The sequence below is a fragment of the Rhodococcus sp. B10 genome (genome assembly GCF_011770055.1).
GTDB classification, from domain to species: domain Bacteria; phylum Actinomycetota; class Actinomycetes; order Mycobacteriales; family Mycobacteriaceae; genus Rhodococcoides; species Rhodococcoides kyotonensis_B.
On the sequence record NZ_JAAFYV010000059.1, the window covers coordinates 1 to 17,421 of the forward strand.

General features: G+C 63.0%; 8 protein-coding genes and 3 pseudogenes. 6 read left to right on the forward strand and 5 right to left on the reverse strand.

Annotation, left to right across the window (positions count from 1 at the left end):
• Positions 1–255: 255 nt before the first annotated feature.
• The 4 genes and pseudogenes from RhoFasB10_RS25090 to RhoFasB10_RS25105 form a co-directional block, all read right to left on the reverse strand.
• Positions 256–2,408 (reverse strand): annotated as a pseudogene (locus RhoFasB10_RS25090) (LuxR C-terminal-related transcriptional regulator); the annotation flags it as partial.
• A 362-nt stretch (positions 2,409–2,770) separates the two neighbouring features.
• Entirely contained in the window at positions 2,771–6,085 is a 3,315-nt protein-coding gene (locus RhoFasB10_RS25095; RefSeq protein ID WP_167679157.1) for an NAD-glutamate dehydrogenase domain-containing protein, read from the reverse strand.
• 186 nt (positions 6,086–6,271) lie between these two features.
• Entirely contained in the window at positions 6,272–7,660 is a 1,389-nt protein-coding gene (locus RhoFasB10_RS25100) for an aspartate aminotransferase family protein (protein ID WP_167679159.1), read from the reverse strand.
• A 20-nt stretch (positions 7,661–7,680) separates the two neighbouring features.
• The gene (locus RhoFasB10_RS25105; protein ID WP_167679161.1) at positions 7,681–9,189 is read right to left on the reverse strand and encodes a CoA-acylating methylmalonate-semialdehyde dehydrogenase; all 1,509 of its coding nucleotides are present in this window, start codon (positions 9,187–9,189) and stop codon (positions 7,681–7,683) included.
• 1,190 nt (positions 9,190–10,379) lie between these two features.
• On the opposite strand from RhoFasB10_RS25105, the gene RhoFasB10_RS26530 reads away from it, so the two are divergent.
• The 3 genes and pseudogenes from RhoFasB10_RS26530 (at position 10,380) to RhoFasB10_RS25120 (ending at position 13,371) form a co-directional block, all read left to right on the forward strand.
• Positions 10,380–10,592, forward strand: a complete 213-nt coding sequence (locus RhoFasB10_RS26530; protein ID WP_346764477.1) for a hypothetical protein — start codon at positions 10,380–10,382, stop codon at positions 10,590–10,592.
• Between the two features lie 859 nt (positions 10,593–11,451).
• Positions 11,452–11,550: pseudogene (locus RhoFasB10_RS25115) on the forward strand (ATP-binding protein); the annotation flags it as partial.
• Positions 11,551–12,399: 849 nt separating this feature from the next.
• Complete coding sequence (locus RhoFasB10_RS25120) at positions 12,400–13,371, forward strand: glycerate kinase (RefSeq protein WP_167679163.1); 972 nt, start codon at positions 12,400–12,402, stop codon at positions 13,369–13,371.
• 49 nt (positions 13,372–13,420) lie between these two features.
• Here the strand turns inward: RhoFasB10_RS25120 and RhoFasB10_RS25125 are convergent, their stop codons facing one another.
• Complete coding sequence (locus tag RhoFasB10_RS25125; RefSeq protein ID WP_167679165.1) at positions 13,421–14,239, reverse strand: IclR family transcriptional regulator; 819 nt, start codon at positions 14,237–14,239, stop codon at positions 13,421–13,423.
• Between the two features lie 237 nt (positions 14,240–14,476).
• Between RhoFasB10_RS25125 and RhoFasB10_RS25130 the strand changes: the two genes are divergently transcribed.
• The 3 genes and pseudogenes from RhoFasB10_RS25130 to RhoFasB10_RS25140 form a co-directional block, all read left to right on the forward strand.
• Complete coding sequence (locus RhoFasB10_RS25130) at positions 14,477–15,880, forward strand: SLC13 family permease (RefSeq protein ID WP_167679185.1); 1,404 nt, start codon at positions 14,477–14,479, stop codon at positions 15,878–15,880.
• A gap of 17 nt (positions 15,881–15,897) precedes the next feature.
• Positions 15,898–17,103 carry a CoA transferase gene (locus RhoFasB10_RS25135; protein WP_167679187.1) on the forward strand — a complete coding sequence of 402 codons (1,206 nt, stop codon included), beginning with the start codon at positions 15,898–15,900 and terminating at the stop codon, positions 17,101–17,103.
• Positions 17,103–17,421: pseudogene (locus RhoFasB10_RS25140) on the forward strand (hydroxymethylglutaryl-CoA lyase); the annotation flags it as partial. The gene RhoFasB10_RS25135 and the pseudogene RhoFasB10_RS25140, both read left to right, overlap by 1 nt.

Consider the following 17,421-nt stretch of genomic DNA (forward strand, 5'->3'; position numbering starts at 1 on the left):
CACCCCAACGGGGTGAGAAACCACCCCACCACCCACCACACAGCAACGACGACCACCACGAAAAGTGGGTCGAAATTCGAACGGTTCCTTGTTCCGGTGCAGACTTGGGACACGATCGGATGTGTCGATCTGCATACGGCACCCTCCTGGCACGTACCGCCGCGTTTGCCCAGGGTGCCGGCACACCGTTCACGCCAGGTCGAGTCGAAATAGACTACACGGGAACGGTTTTGCGAATGGTTGGCGGCGAGCTCATCAGGGCTGCTCGGCCTGCTTTTGCTCCGTGATCCATGCCGCGATCTGAGTGCGAGAGGTGAAACCCAGCTTGGCGAGGATGTGCTCCACGTTCCCCTGGGCGGTGCGTTGCGAGATGACCAGTGTGTCGGCGATCGCCCTGTTGGTAAGGCCCTCGGCGACAAGCTCGGCTACCTGCTGCTCCCGCCGCGTGAGACTCGTGCATCCTGGTCCGGCAGAGACGTTGCCTCCTCCCTACCGTCGGGGGCGTATGCAGCGACATCTTCGAACCGCGCCTGCAGACCGCGCCGGAACTCCGTCTCGAACACGCGATCACCGATCCCCTGGCGTGCCTCCTGCTCGAACTGAGCGTGCTGCACGAGCAGGTACGGGTAGATGACGCTCGGGCTCCCTACCGTCTGGGCGAGGGAATTGGCAGCCCCATCAGTTTGCGGCACGCCGGGCATCTCCTACTTGTACAGCGATCCATGAAAGTACCTCTACGCACCCTGCTGCGTTGGTGCGGTCGTCCACCGACCGTGCGACTTGGAGCCCCTGCATGACCAGATCCTGCGCATGGGAGTCCTCGCCACGCTGCAGCGCAACCATCCCCGCACCCCCAGCGCCCATCCCCGATAGACGGACTCGCCTCGAGCCTCGGTGAGCGCAAGAATCTCCCGCCAACACTGCTAACTCCGCATCCGGTTTCCGTCCGTGTCACTGGCCAGGGCCAGCCCGAACAGGGACCAGATCATGTACAGCAGGTCGCCGTACGCGAGAAAGACCGCGAGCGAGGATTCGAAGTACTCACACGCCGTCGCGGCATCACCAGTGACCAGTGCGTGATAACCGGCGGCATCGGCCATGAGTGCCGCTGCCGTACGTTCGCCGAGCTGTGCCGCCAGGGTGCCTCCTCGCTCGGAATAGAGCGCTGACGCTGCCCGGTCATCGTGTAGCCCGGTCAGCACACTCAGTACGTATAACGCCTTTGTCCGTTCCATACCGGGTTTGCTGTCCTGAACGGCCAGAAGCTGCACGAGCCACCGCATACCTTCGCGTAGCTTGCCCAGCGCCCGCCAGTACGGGTAGAGCGCCGATGCCATGCGAATTCCTGCGTCTGCCTCGTTCGTGCCAATGAGGCAGAACTCCAGAGCCTCAAGAATGTTCGGCTGCTCGGCGTCGAGACGCACCATCCAGTGCACTTGCCGCGAACTGACCCAGTCGGATTCCGCCTGCAGCACCAGTTCTTCGTACCAGTCCCGGTGCCGCCGCAACAGCGAGCCGAACTCGCCGGTCTCCTGCAGCCGTTCCATACCGTAGTCGCGCAGCGTCTCGAAGCAGTCGGTACCGCACCGCTCCCGCGACCTCCTCCCGAATGAGGATCGATTTGTCGATCAGCGACGCCACAACGTCTACTACCTGGTCCGACGCCATAGTCTGGGCGCAGATTCCTTTGACGGCGTCGAGTTCGAAGCCGCCTGAGAACGAACACAGTCAGCCGTCCCCACAGTTTCCGCTCGGCTGCGGTGCACAACTCGCGGCTCCAGTCGATACACAACAGCATGGTTTGCTGCCGTGCCGGGCCCCCCGGGCGGCCCGTTGTCATGAGGGTGTAGCGGCGGGTCAGCCGTTGCAGGACCTGCTCCGCCGACATCACCCACAGCCGCACCGCCGCCAGTTCGATCGCCAGCGGCAGACCATCGAGGCGTCGGCAGATCGTTGCGATGACGTCCTGATTTTCCTCGCTGCTGTGACATTCCGAGACCGCCGTCGTTTCGCGTTCGGCGAAGACTTTCATCGCCTCGTAGTGGCCGAACCCGCCGCCTGCCGCCGCTCGATGGTTGGGGTTCGGCATCGTGAGGGGTGGCACTTGGATGGCTTCTCCCCCAACGCCGAGCGGTTCCCGGGCTCGTCGCGAGAATCCGGAGGTCCGGGCAGACGCGAAGGAGGGTTTCGGCAAGGGCGGCGACGGGTTCGACAAGGTGCTCGCAGGCGTCCAGTACAAGCAGCAGCTTCCGTGTCATGAGGTACTCGACGAGCAGCGTTTCGGGTGGGGCGCCGCGGCCCTCGCGCAGTTCCAATGCCACCGACACCGCGTCGACGACCGCGCCTGGATCGTGCAGATCGCCCAGCCCGACCAACCACACGCCATCGCCGAAGGTGCGACTGGTGTCGGTCAAGTCCATGGGGGTGGTCAGGTCGCGATGAGCACCGGTATTCCAGCTATGGCCGCCGCATTCAGTCGAGTGGCGGTGGCGATGGATCGTCGATTCGGCCGTGCGGCGGGCCAACCTGATCAGCGCCGTGACGATCTCCGTCATTCAACTCTCGGTTCGCTGCGACCACCCGGAAGATGCGATCAATGCTCCGCCCAATGACTGCATGGTGTACCCGGACAGGCCCGCTCGGCGCTGGTAACGAGCACCTGAGCAGCACGGAGTACGTCCGATACTGCCAGGTGCTCGTCACAGGTCATTGTGACGGTCATTTGTCGCGACGTCTGGTCGTCGGCGTCGCCATCAGCGATGGAGGCACCTCACGCATCGGTGGTGCTGGCAATCTCGTGAAGCTGGCGATGCGGCTCGGCCATCGACCGGATATGTCGGGCAGCAACGGACAGGGATGCAAGATCCGACACCGAGGAAGCGTCGATTTCGCTCAATGTCCGCCGCGCCCGCTCGATCCGAGCATGGTTGTCCTTCTCCCACTGCTCGATTCGCATCTCCGGTGTGTCTCCGGGCACGGCGGCCGCCAGCACATCTTGGGTCAGTAGACGCACCGACCGGTAGAGATCGTCGCGCAGCGCAAGGCGTGCGAGCGTGTGCCACCGTTCTCCCCGCGGCAGCGCGGAGACTTTGATGAGCCACCGGTCGACGCCGAGGTGGTCGGACAGGGCGAAGTACACCGCCGCGGTCTCGGCGACGTCACGGTCCAGATCTGACGCGACATCGACGATGTCGAGAAGACTGAACCGGTAGAGCGCATCCGCGACGCGACGCGCTACCGTCGCCTGCACTCCCACCTGTCGGTATTCCTCGTATATCACGTCCATCGCCCGCCTTTCCGTGCCCCGCAGCCAGTGCGCGACCTCGGTGGACCGGGACTGGATGGTCGATTGGTACCGTTCGATCTCCGCGTCAACCGATAGCGGCTGCTTCCGGTTTGCCAGAAACCACCGCGACCCGCGGTCCAATAGCCGGCGTGCCTCGACGATCAGTTCGTATTCGGTCGCCGGTGACAGCTTCGCCGCGGCGATGTCGGACCATAGGTCGACGAGACCAAATACCTCCGCGGTGATCACGAAGGACCGCAGGATGTCCGCCGGGCTGGCACCGGTCTCCTCTTTCAACCGGTGAGCGTAGGTTAGGCCGCCTAGTGCGACCAGGTCGTTGACGACCTCGGTGGACATGATCTCCCGGCGCAGCGGGTGCTCGTCGACCGGAACGAGACTGCTCAGCGGCGGTGGAAAGTATTTCGCGAGCCGGGCAGCGAAGTAGTCGTCGTCGAACATGTCCGATCCTTCGAGATCGGTCTTCAGATCGAGCTTGACGTGCGCGAGCAGGGTCGCCAATTCCGGTGACGTCAGTCCCTGCCCTTCCTCCGCCAGCGCTGCGAACCCGTCGGAGGACGGGAAGGCCTCCAGCTCACGATCCAGACCGCGGTTCTCGACGAAATCCGCCACCATCCGTTCGTGGACGTCGATCATTCGGGGCGCGTTCCAGCGGGAGTCTCCGAGGACCCGGTTCTGGGCGTCGTTGTTGGCGAGCACGAGTTCGGCCACGTCGTCGGTGAGATCAGCCAGCACCACCGGCCGAAGGTCCGGATCGAGACGGTGGTGCGGCGATGCGGCGTCAAGAAGAATCTTGATATTGACCTCGTGGTCAGAGCAGTCGACTCCTGCGGAGTTGTCGAGGGCGTCGGTGTTGATACGACCACCTGCACGAGCGAACTCGATGCGAGCGAGCGGCGTCACCCCGAGGTTTCCGCCCTCGGCGACGGCGTGGGCCCGCAATTCGTTTGCGTCTACACGCACGCTGTCGTTGGCCTTGTCCCCCGCCGCGGTATGTGTCTCCGCCGAGCTTTTCACGTACGTGCCCACACCGCCGTTGAAGAGCAGGTCGACGGGCGCGGTGAGGATGGCACGAATCATTTCCGGTGGGGTCAACACGGTGACCGGTGCGTCGAGCCCGAGAGCGATCTTCATGGGCTCGGTCACCGGGATCGATTTGGCCTCGCGCGACCAGACCCCGCCACCCGCACTGATGAGGGAGCGGTCGTAGTCAGCCCAGGTGGATCCAGGCAAGTCGAATAGCCGCCGACGCTCCCACCACGCCGACTCACCGTCCGGGGTCGGGTCGATGAAGATGTGTCGATGGTCGAAGGCTGCTACCAGCGCTATCCCCTCGCTCGCGAGCATGCCGTTTCCGAACACGTCCCCGCTCATGTCACCGATACCCGCAACCGTAAAAGAGCCACGATCGACATCGATACCCATCTCCGCTAGGTGCCGGGTGACACTAACCCATGCTCCCCGCGCGGTGATACCCATCTTCTTGTGGTCGTATCCGACCGACCCGCCGGATGCGAACGCGTCACCCAGCCAGAAACCGTGATCGGCGGCGAGGGCGTTGGCAACATCCGAGAACGTCGCCGTGCCCTTGTCTGCGGCGACCACAAGGTAGGAATCATCGCCATCGCGGCACACCACTGCGTCCGGGTGAACTGCCTCCCCTGTCGCCGAACGGTTGTCGGTGACGTCGAGCAGCCCGGATATGAAGTGACGATAGGCGTCGACGCCGGCCATTGCCGAGTTCTTCACCACGAACCCGCCCTTCGCGCCGGCGGGGACGATGACGGCGTTCTTCACTGCTTGGGCCTTCGCGAGACCGAGGATCTCGGTGCGGTAGTCGTCGAGGCGGTCCGACCAGCGTAGGCCCCCGCGGGCGACGAGGCCATACCGCAAGTGGACACCCTCCATATCGGGCGAATACACGAAGATCTCGTGGAGGGGGCGGGGGCGAGGAAGTTCGTCGATCTCCCGGGATCGCAGCTTCAGCGACAGCTGTGGCCGGTGGCAATCCAGTGTTCCCGCACGGTAGAAGTTGGTGCGCGTGGTTGCGGAGATCAGGCTGACGTATGCCCGGATGATGCGATCGGCGTCGAGACCTTCGACCTCTTCGAGGAGTAGTTCGACTTCCCTCGTGCAGCGTTCGACCTCACCGGCTCGGTCTGCGGACCGATGAGGGTCGAACTGCGCGTGGAAGAGTTTCACCAGTGAGGCCGCGAGATCCGGCCGTGAGGAGAGGACGGACTCGATTCGGCTCTGCCCGTATGGCAGTGCGGTTTGCCGCAAGAACCGCGCGTAGGCACGTAGGAGCACGACCTCACGCCAGTCCAGTCCGGCGGCGGGAACGAGAACGTTGAAACGATCCGCTTCCGCCCGGCCTGCCCACAATGCCCGAAGGGTATCGAGAAGCGCCTCGGTAGCAACCGGGCCGGTCGTTAATGCGGCGGCGAGAGGACCGACCACCACCTGGAAGTCGTATTGCCGGCAGACCAGCGCGTCTGCGCGCCGGTACACGGAACTGCGCTGATCTACCACTTCGAGGTCGAGGCTCCCGAGCAGTCGTAGCACCCGTTCCAGGGAAACCGTCTCGCCGCCGCTGTAAAGAAAGACCCGCAGCTCCGCGCCCGACCGCTCCCCCTCCTGGGGGGTCTGTTCGACCTGTAGGTCGAACGCTCCGGTTGTCAGGCGGTCGAGAATCGCCTTGTCGGGAATCGGTGTTCGGTCCTCCTCCGCAACATAGCCTTCCGGAACAGGAAACGAGTATGCAGGCAGGGTCGAACTCATTCGATTCTCTCCGTTGAGATCGCAGGGAACAGTGGATTGGTTCGGCGTGGCTACGCCCTCACACTCGATTGGGCGAAACGAGCGAAAGATGCGGGCGACAGCCGGTCTGACGTGGCGGATCGGATCAGAGCAGACAAAGAAGTGCCCTCCCTGTGAGCGTCGTTGACCATAGGGAGGACTGGGATTTCACTTCTTTGTGTGTGCGTCCGCGATGTCGAGAACCGTGTCGAGGATCGCGAGCCCCTCACGGGCCTCGGCCTCGGTGACGGTGCACGGCGGCACAGCGTGAACGCGATTGAAATTGGCGAACGGCAGCAATCCTCCTGCCTTGCACGCCGCAATCACCTCGTTCATCGCCGGACTGGAGGTGCCGTACGGAGCGAGCGGTTCCTTCGTGGCACGGTCGGCGACGAGTTCGATCGCCCAGAACACGCCGAGTCCGCGAACTTCACCGAGCGACGGGTGCCGGTCGGCGAGGCCCCGCAGTCCGGGGCCGAGGATCTCGGCACCGACCCTGGCGGCGTTCTCTACGATCCGCTCGTCCTCCATCGCGTTGATCGTCGCGACGGCGGCTGCGGTGGCGAGCGGGTGCCCAGAGTAGGTGAGTCCGCCGGGGTACGGCCGGTCGGCGAACGTCGCCGCGATCTTCTCGCTGATCGCGACACCACCGAGCGGTACGTAGCCGGAGTTGACCCCCTTCGCGAACGTGATCAGGTCGGGGACGACACCGAAATGGTCGATCGCGAACCACTTTCCGGTGCGGCCGAACCCGCACATCACCTCGTCGGCGATGAACACGATGCCGTAGCGGTCGCAGATCTCGCGGACGCCGGCCAGGTAGCCGGGCGGGGGCACCATAATTCCCGCGGTCCCGGGAACCGATTCGAGGACGATCGCTGCAATCAAGTTCGGCCCCTCGAGGCGGATCAGCTGGTCGAGGTGGTCGAGCGCACGCTCGGTTTCCTGCTGCTCGTTCTCCGAGTGGAACTGCGTGCGGTACAGGAACGGTCCATGGAAGTGGACGACCCCGCTGTTGCCGTAGTCGTTGGGCCACCGGCGCGGGTCACCGGTGAGGTTGATCGCCGTGTCCGTGCCACCGTGATACGAGCGGTACCGCGACAGCACCTTGTAGCGGCCGGTGTGCAGGCGGGCCATACGCACAGCGTGCTCGTTGGCGTCGGCGCCGCCGTTGGTGAAGAACACCTTGTTCAGATCGCCCGGGGTCCGCTCCGCGATCAGTCGGGCCGCCTCGGAGCGGGCGTCGTTCGCGTACTGCGGTGCGATCGTGCACAGCTTCGCGGCCTGGTCCTTTATGGCGGCAACGACTTTGGGGTGCTGGTGCCCGATGTTCGTGTTGACGAGCTGGGACGAGAAGTCCAGCAACCGGTTTCCGGCGCCGTCCCACACATACGATCCCTCGGACGCGAGGATCGTCATCGGGGTGATCTGCTCCTGCGCGGACCATGAGTGAAACACGTGCGCCCGGTCGAGCGCGTACGTCCGCTCCCCCTCGGCACGGGCCGCGTCGAGGGACTGGCCGGTGGGCAGGATGTCCTGGGAGACTGTTGTCGTCATGACCGTAGGTCCTTTCCTGCTCAGTTGTTCTGGGGGAAGCCGAGGTTGATGCCGCCGTGGCTGGGGTCGAGCCAGCGGCTGGTGACGACCTTGCCGCGGGTGAAGAAGTGCACGCCTTCCATGCCGTGGGCGTGGGTGTCACCGAACAGCGAGTTCTTCCAGCCACCGAAGGAGTAATACGCGGTGGGAACCGGAATCGGGACGTTGATGCCGACCATGCCGACCTCGACCTCGTTCTGGAACCGCCGGGCCGCGCCGCCGTCGTTGGTGAAGATCGCGGTGCCGTTGCCGAACGGGCCGGAGTTGATGAGGTCGAGCGCCTGCTCGTAGGAGTCGACGCGGATCACCGACAGCACGGGTCCGAAGATTTCGTCGGTGTACACGCTCATGTCGGTGGTGACGTGGTCGATCAGGGTGGGTCCGAGCCAGAACCCGTCCTCGCCACCGTCGGCTTGCACGGTGCGCCCGTCGACGACGATGGTGGCGCCGTCGTTTTCGCCGGCGTCGATGTAGGAGGCGACCTTGTCGCGGTGCACCTTGGTCACCAGCGGTCCCATGTCGGAGTCGCGGGTGCCGTCGCCGATCCTGAGCGTGTTCGTGCGGTCCTTGATCTTCGCGACGAGTTCGTCGGCGATATCGCCGACCGCGACCAGGGCGGAGATGGCCATGCAGCGTTCGCCGGCGGAGCCGAAGCCGGCGTTGACCATGGCGTCGGCGGCCAGGTCGAGGTCGGCGTCGGGCAAGACGATGGCGTGGTTCTTCGCCCCGCCCAAGGCCTGGACGCGTTTGCCGTTGGCGGTGCCGGTGGCGTACACGTACTGCGCGATCGGGGTGGACCCGACGAAGCTGATGGCCTTGATCGCGGGGTTTGTGAGCAGTTCGTCGACGGCGGACTTGTCGCCCTGCAGGACGTTGAAGACCCCGGCGGGCAGTCCGGCCTCGGCCCAGAGTTCGGCCATCCAGATCGCGGCGGTGGGGTCCTTCTCGCTGGGCTTGAGGACGACGGTGCTGCCGGCGGCGATGGCGATAGGGAAGAACCACATCGGAACCATGGCGGGGAAGTTGAACGGGGAGATGATGCCTACCGGGCCGATGGGCTGGCGGAGGGAGGAGACGTCGACGTTGGTGGAGGCGTTTTCGGTCATGCCGCCCTTGAGCAGGTGGGGCATGCCGCAGGCGAATTCGACGACTTCCTGGCCGCGAGAGACCTCACCCAATGCGTCGGAGACGACTTTGCCGTGCTCGGAGGTGATGATCTCCGCCAACTCGCCTTTGCGTTCGTTGAGCAGTTCGCGGAACTTGAAGATCACCTGAGTGCGCTTAGCGAGGGAGGTGTCGCGCCAGGCGGGGAACGCGGCCGCGGAGGAGTCGATCACCGCGCGGGCATCCTCGATACTGGCGAGGGCGACACGACCGGTCACGGCACCGGTCGCCGGATTTGTCACCAAAGCGCTGTTGCCGCTGGTACCGGTAAAACTCTTGTTGTCGAACCAGTGCGAGATCGTCCGGGCGTCGGCATTGTCTGTCATGAAATCGAGTCCTCCGAGTGGGCTGACACGCGGAAACTCCGCGTTACGTGCGATGTCTTTTCACTCTGAACCCAGCAAGACTTTCGGACAGCCTACGATCTGTAACCAACGCCATTGAATGATTAACACTCTGTATCCACATCTACATTGGCTTCCCCTTACAGGCGAGTTTTGCGCTCCCCGTCAGTAAATCGCCGACCTCCCGAAAGTTGCTGGCCAGCGGGGAGCGTCATTGCGCAGTGTTCCGCGTTCCAAAACAGCGACTCAAGCGGGATGGCCCCGAGCGCCTGGCGACCTGGTTAGCTGCTACCTCGTCGCGTGCGGTCATGTCGCTTGGCGTGGTAGGCGTTCTCCTGCAGGTGACCATGGTGATCAGCGAGTTCAGGTGGGCCACCACATCGAGCTCTAACTATGTTGGTTACGAGAAGCTCGCGCGTAGGCCAAGGACCGGGATTTCAGGAGCAGATTGTCAGCGGTCACGTAATTCCTCAGGCCTGAGGGGTTGTCGGTCAGTAATTCCTCACCCACTGTCACGTAATTCCCCATCCTGGGGCGTTTCGGTGCGGGGTCCGGGTGCTGCTCAGGTTCGCTCCTGACATGAGTCCTACGGAGGGCTCGGGGAAGGGGCCTGAGGTGACGGGGAAGTCTTTCGCCGTGAACGATCTCATCGAGATGTTCCGACACTTGAACGCCGAACGATCCCAGGTCGAACTTCACGACGCGCTGGGACTTGACCGCAAAACCATCCGTAAGTATCTCCAACCAACGCTCGCCGACGGTCTCGAACCGGCACGGAGGAGGTATTCGACGAACAGCCCGGGCGTGAACGCATCGACCGGTGGTTCCCTGCATGGTCCGATCCAGCGGCCCGCGCACTGACGTGGGAGCACATCGCACCGCAACGTGAGTGGATCACAGAACAGCTCGATGTACCCGTCACCGTCGCACCATCGCCCAACGACTACGCGACGACTACCACGTCGAGGTGTCCGAATCGACCTTCCGACGTTACATCACAACAACATTCGCCCAGCAACGCCTGTGAGAAAGCGACCATCCCCCGCGGCACCGTCGAACCGGGCAGCGAAACACAGATCGACTACGGCAAACTCGGCATGTGGTTCGACCCGAGACTGGGCCGCCGCGTCACCGTGTGGGCGTTCGTGATGATCTTGGCGTGCTCCCGCAAGATGTTCGTCCAACTCGTCTTCCGGATGGATCAGGCATCGTGGAATGCCTCCCACGTCGCGGCGTTCGAGTACTTCGGCGGCGTCCCCGCCCGGCTGGTCTGCGACAACCTCAAAGCCGGAACGTCCCGATCTTTACGACCCGATGATCAACCCCGCCTATCACGAGCTGGCGAGCTTCTACGGCACCCTCATCGATCCCGCCCGGCCCCGTAAACCCAAGGACAAACCCCGCGTCGAACGACCCATGCCCTATATCCGTGATTCGTTCAGGGCGGGCCGCGACTGCACCTCACTCGAGCAAATGCAGAACGCGGCATTGCATTGGGCCACCAGGGTATACGGGCACCACCGGCGCCGCTCACTCAACGGCGTGACACCCTCGGCGATGTTCGAGGCGGCCGAACGATCCGCTCTCGCCCCACTACCGGCGCGCCCGCTCGAGACCGTGCGGTATTCGGTAGGCACCGTCACACCGGACTGCCATGTCAAAGCCGGAAAAGGCGTTCTACTCGGTGCCGTGGGGCGCTTGCTCGGGCAGAAGGCCACCGTCCGCAGCGCTGGAGACATCGTGCAGGTCTTTCACGACGATGCTGTCGCCGCCACTCACGTTCTGCATCTGACCGGGCGGTCGACGAACTTCGAGCACTACCCACCGCACAAGGTCGCACACACTATGCGCAGTGTCACCTGGTGCCGAACCCAAGCGAACAAATCGGGCTGGCACAACACGTGTAAACGACGAATTGTCCTATGTCAACGCAATTCACCGACTCCGCGCTAACCAAGCGATCATCCGACTCCGCGACAATATCCCGACGTCCGAATCGACCCCGCCTGCGCGCGGGCGCTCGAACTCGATGACGTGCGCTACCGCACCGTCAAAGGTTATCTCGTCGCGGGAACCGAGAAAGAGATCACCCCGACGATCAGTTGTCAGCTCCGCCGCCACCGGCGATGCTCCGAGGGCCCAGCGTGTTCGACACCGAACCTACAGTATGAACAACATCCTATCATGCAGCTGTGCAACCACACTCGACTCGGAGGAACCTGCGACGACCATTGAGACCCGTCTTTGAGAACCGCGTTGAAGACTCTCAAACTGACCGGGATGCTCGATACCCTCGACGCCAGACTGGCTCAGACACGCGACGGGCAACTCGGGCACCTCGAATTGGCACGGCCACATGCACCGAACTCCTTTTGCAGCAACGCCCATCGTCGGTCGCCGATCGCGTACTCGCACTATGCCGCACTGCGGCTTCACAGTTGCCGCGAACGCGACGCTGTCGAGTAGAGCTGTGCCTCTCCGAGTTTGCGCGCACGGATTCCAGTGATGGCGTACACACACCGTTCGTCCTCGTCCCCTGTTCGCCCGACAGCCGGGCCACCGAACCGCGCTCTCATTCAAGGCCGTCATACCTCCATCCTTCCCACATCCAGGCCGCGCAGCTGCCGTCGACCCTGCCGACGGTCGTACCAGGAGGCCTTCGATCTGCAGGCACCACATCGTTCTCTGGTGGCCCGTGCCGGTCTGACGTGGGCCACGATCGCTCGCGCGTCGTCGTTGAAGTCGATGTCCTCGATGACAGTGCTCTCGACGCCCAGCACCGTGCGCCATAAGCTAGCGTTCTGCACGCCGTTTTCTGTTCTTCAGTTTTGACCTTCGACAAGCAAACGCCAGAGGGGCAACGGCGTGTGGCCGCTCAGGCGCGATCAGCGACTTACGAACTGGTCACGAGAGCCAGATATCTTACGGATCACATTCTAGCCGGTCGCTTTCTGCCCCCAGGCTCGTCGGCTGTATCGCTCATGCGAGCCAGACGTGATTGCCGTGCTGGCCTGAAAGTTCACGTGTCAGGTGCTCGACGGCAGAGTCGTCGCCATTGCTGCACGATTAACCCGGCGGGGGCTCCTCGCGCTCTCTCCGAAAGTGCACCGGGTGTGGCAAAGCGCCGTCACTGCCACCTGCATGACCTACTATGTGGGTTCCAACTCGCTATATGAACAGAGGTCACGGAGCATGTTCTTGGTCGCACCCGACAGTTTCAAAGGAACGTTCTCAGCGGCGACGGTCGCACACGCTATAGCGCGAGGTATTCGAGCAGAATCCGGCATCGCACGCGAAATGCCGGTGGCCGACGGCGGTGAAGGAACCCTCGACGCACTTGCCGAACCTCTCGGCCTCGGCATTGTCGTAGTTGATTCGGTCAATCCATGGGGCGTGCCGGCCTCCGGTAGATACGGGCTTTCGGATTCCGGAACCGCGTTGATCGAAATCGCGTCTGTCAGCGGAATAACGACGGTGCACAACGGGTTTCGTGATCCGATCGCCGCCAGTACTCGAGGCACCGGCATCCTTGTGGTCGACGCCTATCGCCGCGGCGCACGACACATCGTGATCGCCGCGGGCGGCTCGGCCACCACCGACGGCGGAGCGGGTGCCATCGAGGCGATCGAGGACGCAGGCGGCCTGTCCGGTGCGCGAGTCGAGGTGTTGACCGATGTCACCACCACGTACCTCGACGCAGCACAGGTGTTCGGTCCACAGAAAGGCGCGAACACTCTCGCCGTGAACGAACTGACCGGCCGTCTCGATACATTCGCTTCGACCCTCCCCAAGGATCCGCGCGGCGTCCCCGGTACCGGAGCTGCCGGCGGTTTTGCGGGCGGGATGTGGGCGCAATTCGACGCCGCACTGCGCTCGGGTGCCGACTTCGTCCTCGATGCCATCGGCTTCGGCGACGCACTGACACAAGCATCTGCGGTGATCGTCGGGGAAGGGCGACTCGACTCGCAGAGCGCAGCAGGAAAAATCGTCTCGGCAATACTCGCGCGCGCTGATGCCGTGCCCGTCATCGCCGTAGTCGGTTCCGTAGGAGACGATCTTGGGGCGTATCGCGATCGCTTCTTCGACGTCCTCGTCGCAACCGACCGACAGGCGATGACCGAAGCCGGAAAGACGCTTGCACGCAAGGTGCGGGTGCAGTCGTAGATTGTGCGGGATTGCGGCGCATGCGATCGAGCCTCATTTATGAGGCCGGTTACATCACGGGATACCGTCCACCGAGGGTTCGGGTGATCTGCTCGGCATGAGAAACCAGCGTGTCCACCCAGGTCTCGCACGTCGACAACGGCATGCGCAGGGTCGGACCGCTGATGAGTACTGCTCCCACTATGTCGGCCGCAGAGTCGAACACCGGAGCCGATAGACCCGAAGCACCGGTATCACGTTCACCTGTCGTGATCGCATACCCGTCAGACCTGGTCCTGTCCAATAGCTTCCGAAAAACTTCGGCGTCGGTGACGGTTCTGTCGGTGACCGCTCGAAGATCCTGCGCCAGCACTCGATCGGCGAGTTCGCGATCGTATGCGAGCAACACTCGGCCGGCGGAGCCGGCGTTGAGAGGTGCGATTTTACCGACGTACATCTCTCGTCGAAGCGGATGACGTGTTTCCGCAAGAGCGACACACACCCGGTAATTTTGTTCTGCGCGAAAGAAACACGCAGTCTCGGTGGTCTCGTTGCGCAGACTCTTCAACGATGGAGTCACTGTGGACAGAACATCGAGATCTTTGGCAGCGGTGGCAGCCCAGAACGACATTCGAGTCCCGATGCGAATGCGGTCACCGCTGCGATCGAGAAAGCCCTGCTGCACGAGATTGGTCACCAAACGCTGGGCCGTCGATGTCGGCAGTCCAGTGGCCTGCTGGATTTCGCCGAGAGTCATCGATGGCCTGTCGAAGGAGAACGCGTCGAGGATCTCGGTGATCTTGCCGAGCACGAGCAATGGTTGCTGTTTCGGTGTCGAAGAACCTTCCGTGTGCACATGTCGAATGTAGCCCCAGATGCCGGAGGTCATTCGGAGTGCGTCGGCAACCGTCGAATCGCCACACGAGCAGAAGGCGTGTGACCAATCGTAGACACCTACGAACGGCACCGGCGGCGATTGTGGCCTACCGGGTGCGGAGAGAAAGTCGTCCAACCCGACGGCGCTTGCTCACAAAGCGAATGTGTGCCCATAATATGGGTGTCAGTGTGGCGCGTCACACCAGCTACTAGCAATGACGCCACTCACAACTCCTGGGAAGACCAACCGATGTCCGACATGTGGATCGTGATCAATACCGCCGTGGCCGTATTGGCGGTGGTGGTTTTCATCGTTCGATTTCGCTTCAACCCCGTCGTCTCGCTCGTGCTCGGTGCTGCTTACCTAGGCCTCGCAACGAAGCTCGGAGTCGAGAAGACGGTGGACACCATCACCGGCGGGTTCGGCGAGATCATGGCCGAAGTCGGATTACTGATTGCCTTCGGCGTACTCATGGGGTCGGTTCTCCAGGAGATGAATGCAATTCAGCGCCTGGTCGGAACCTTGCTCAAAACTTTCGGTCCCAAGCGAATGCCGTACGCATTGTCGTTGACGATCGCAACGGTTCTGCAGTCGATCTTCCTCGACGTACTACTCGTCATCTCGGCGCCGCTCGCACGCAATCTCGCCCCGAAAATCGGGAAGTACGGCACGGCACGGATGGCGACCGCACTGGCCATCGCACTCGAATGCGGCATCGTGTTCATGGTCCCGGGGGTTGCGGCACTCGCTCTGGCCGGACTGCTCGGGGTGCCGCTGGGCAAGATGATGATCTACGGACTCGTGTTGATTGTTCCCGTTGTCGTGCTGTCGGTGGCGATCATGTCTTTCGTCTTCCGCCACGGTTGGTGGAACGAAGCGAAGGACGAAGAACAAGTGGCGGTCATCGACGAGACGGTCGGTCCGGTCGACGGTGACGATCCTTCCGACAGCGAACCGATCGAGGCGTCGGCGGGCGGAGGGGTGGCACAGAAGGTGCGCGTCGAGAAGCAGACCCGACTCGTGGTGCTGCTCTCCCCGCTCCTGCTCTCGCTGGGACTCATCGCGCTCGGCGCAGTTCTCGAAGTCGCCGAACTTTCGCAGCCCGTTGTCGAGTTCATCGCCAGCCCGGTCATTGCACTTCTCATCGGTCTGGTGGGAACCTGCCTGATCGGTCGCTACCATGTCGGCCAGAAGCGCGTCGAGAAGGCAATCGCACGTGGATTCGCCGAGAGCGGTCAGATCCTCATCCTCACCGGTGTCGGTGGTTCGCTGGCTGCAGTCATCAACGAAGCCGGCCTCGGCGAAATCCTCGGTCAGTACTTCACCGCAAGCACCGCAGCCCCACTGTTAATGGTGTGGGTTATCGCCGCCGCCCTGCACATCGCCGTCGGATCGGTGACCATCTCCGCCATCACCTCCGCAGGCATCCTTGCACCCGTCGCACCGCTCATCGGACTCGATCCGGTGTTCATCGCCCTCGCCGCAGGTGCCGGTTCACTGTTCGCAGTCCACGTCACCAGCAACACGTTCTGGCTGCTGCAATCCCTGATGGGTCAAACCACCCGCGGAACTCTCAAGACGTGTTCCGTCGGTGTATCCGTCGCGTCCGTCATCGCCATCCTGATCATCATGCCCATGAGCTACATCCTGTGAGCGCCGAAAGGAACACCATGACCACCGCAGACCTTCCGCTGAGCGGGGTACGTGTACTCGAACTCGGAAACTACATCGCCGCCCCCACCGCTGCCCGCATGCTGGCGGACTTCGGTGCCGAGGTCATCAAGGTCGAACGTCCCGGTACCGGCGACGAACTACGCAACTGGCGCCTCTACTCGGGTACGACGTCCATGCTGTATCGCACGATCAACCGCAACAAGAAGTCGATCGTGCTGGATCTGCGTACAGAACAGGGACGTCAGGACGTCATCGATCTCGCCGCGAAGTGCGACATTCTCCTCGAAAACTTTCGCCCCGGAACCCTGGAGAAGTGGGGCATCTCGCCAGAGGTGCTGAGCGAGAAAAACCCTGACCTCATCATTACTCGTATCTCCGCCTTCGGGCAGACCGGCCCGATGTCGGCGCGGCCCGGATTCGCAGCAGTGGCCGAGGCCTACGGCGGCTTCCGCAACCTCGTCGGTGACCCGGATCGGCCACCCGTGCGCGTGGGCGTATCCATCGGCGACTCGATCGCCGGCCTGTACGCAGCGTTCGGATGCGTCATGGCACTGTTCCAACGGCAGACAGCAAAGTCCACGCTATCGCTGTCGCAGCGGTCCATCGACGTCGCCCTCAACGAGTCCATCCTGTCGATGATGGAATCACTCATCCCCGACTACCTCGCCTACGACGTCGAGCGTGAGCGCGTGGGCGGTCGAATGGAAGGCATCGCTCCCTCGAATGCCTACCCGTGCAACGACGGTCATTCCATCATCATCGCGGGCAACGGAGACGCGATCTTCCAGCGCTACATGGAGACCATCGATCGTCCCGACCTCGGTGCCGACCCCGACCTGACGTCGAACGCAGGGCGTTGGAAGCGTCGCGACGAGCTCGACGCCGCCATTTCTGCATGGACAGGACTGCACTCCCGGGACGAGGCGTTGAAGATTCTCGACGCAGCCGGAGTGCCCTCGGGTCCGATCTACACCGCGGCCGATATCGTTGCCGATGACCAGTACAACGCGCGCAACATGATTCAGAACTTCCAGGTCGACACGGGCGAGAGCGAGCTGACCGACGTCGGATTCGTGGGAATCGTTCCCGTCATAGGCGACAAGTCCCTTCCGATTCGTTCGGTCGGGCCCGAACTCGGTGAGCACACCGCGGAAGTTCTCGAGGACCTGCTGGGTCGAGCAAACGAAGAGATAGGTATCTGATGTACGAATTCACCCCCGCTGCCCGACTGCGCGATGTCACCATGCGCGACGGTCTGCAGCTGACCGGCAAATTACTCTCGACCGAGCGCAAACTCGACGTGATCAGAGAACTGATCGCACTCGGCGTACCAGAGATCGAAATCGGTTCGCTCGCACGGGCGGACAAGGTTCCGCCGATGGCCAACACACTCGAGGTAATCGCCGAGCTCACTGCCGACGAACTCGCGCAGTGCTGGGTATGGGTAGCGACGCCGCGCCACGTGGAAAAGGCCGCTGCAGCAGGCGCACGTAACTTTCAGTACTGCTTCTCGGCCTCCA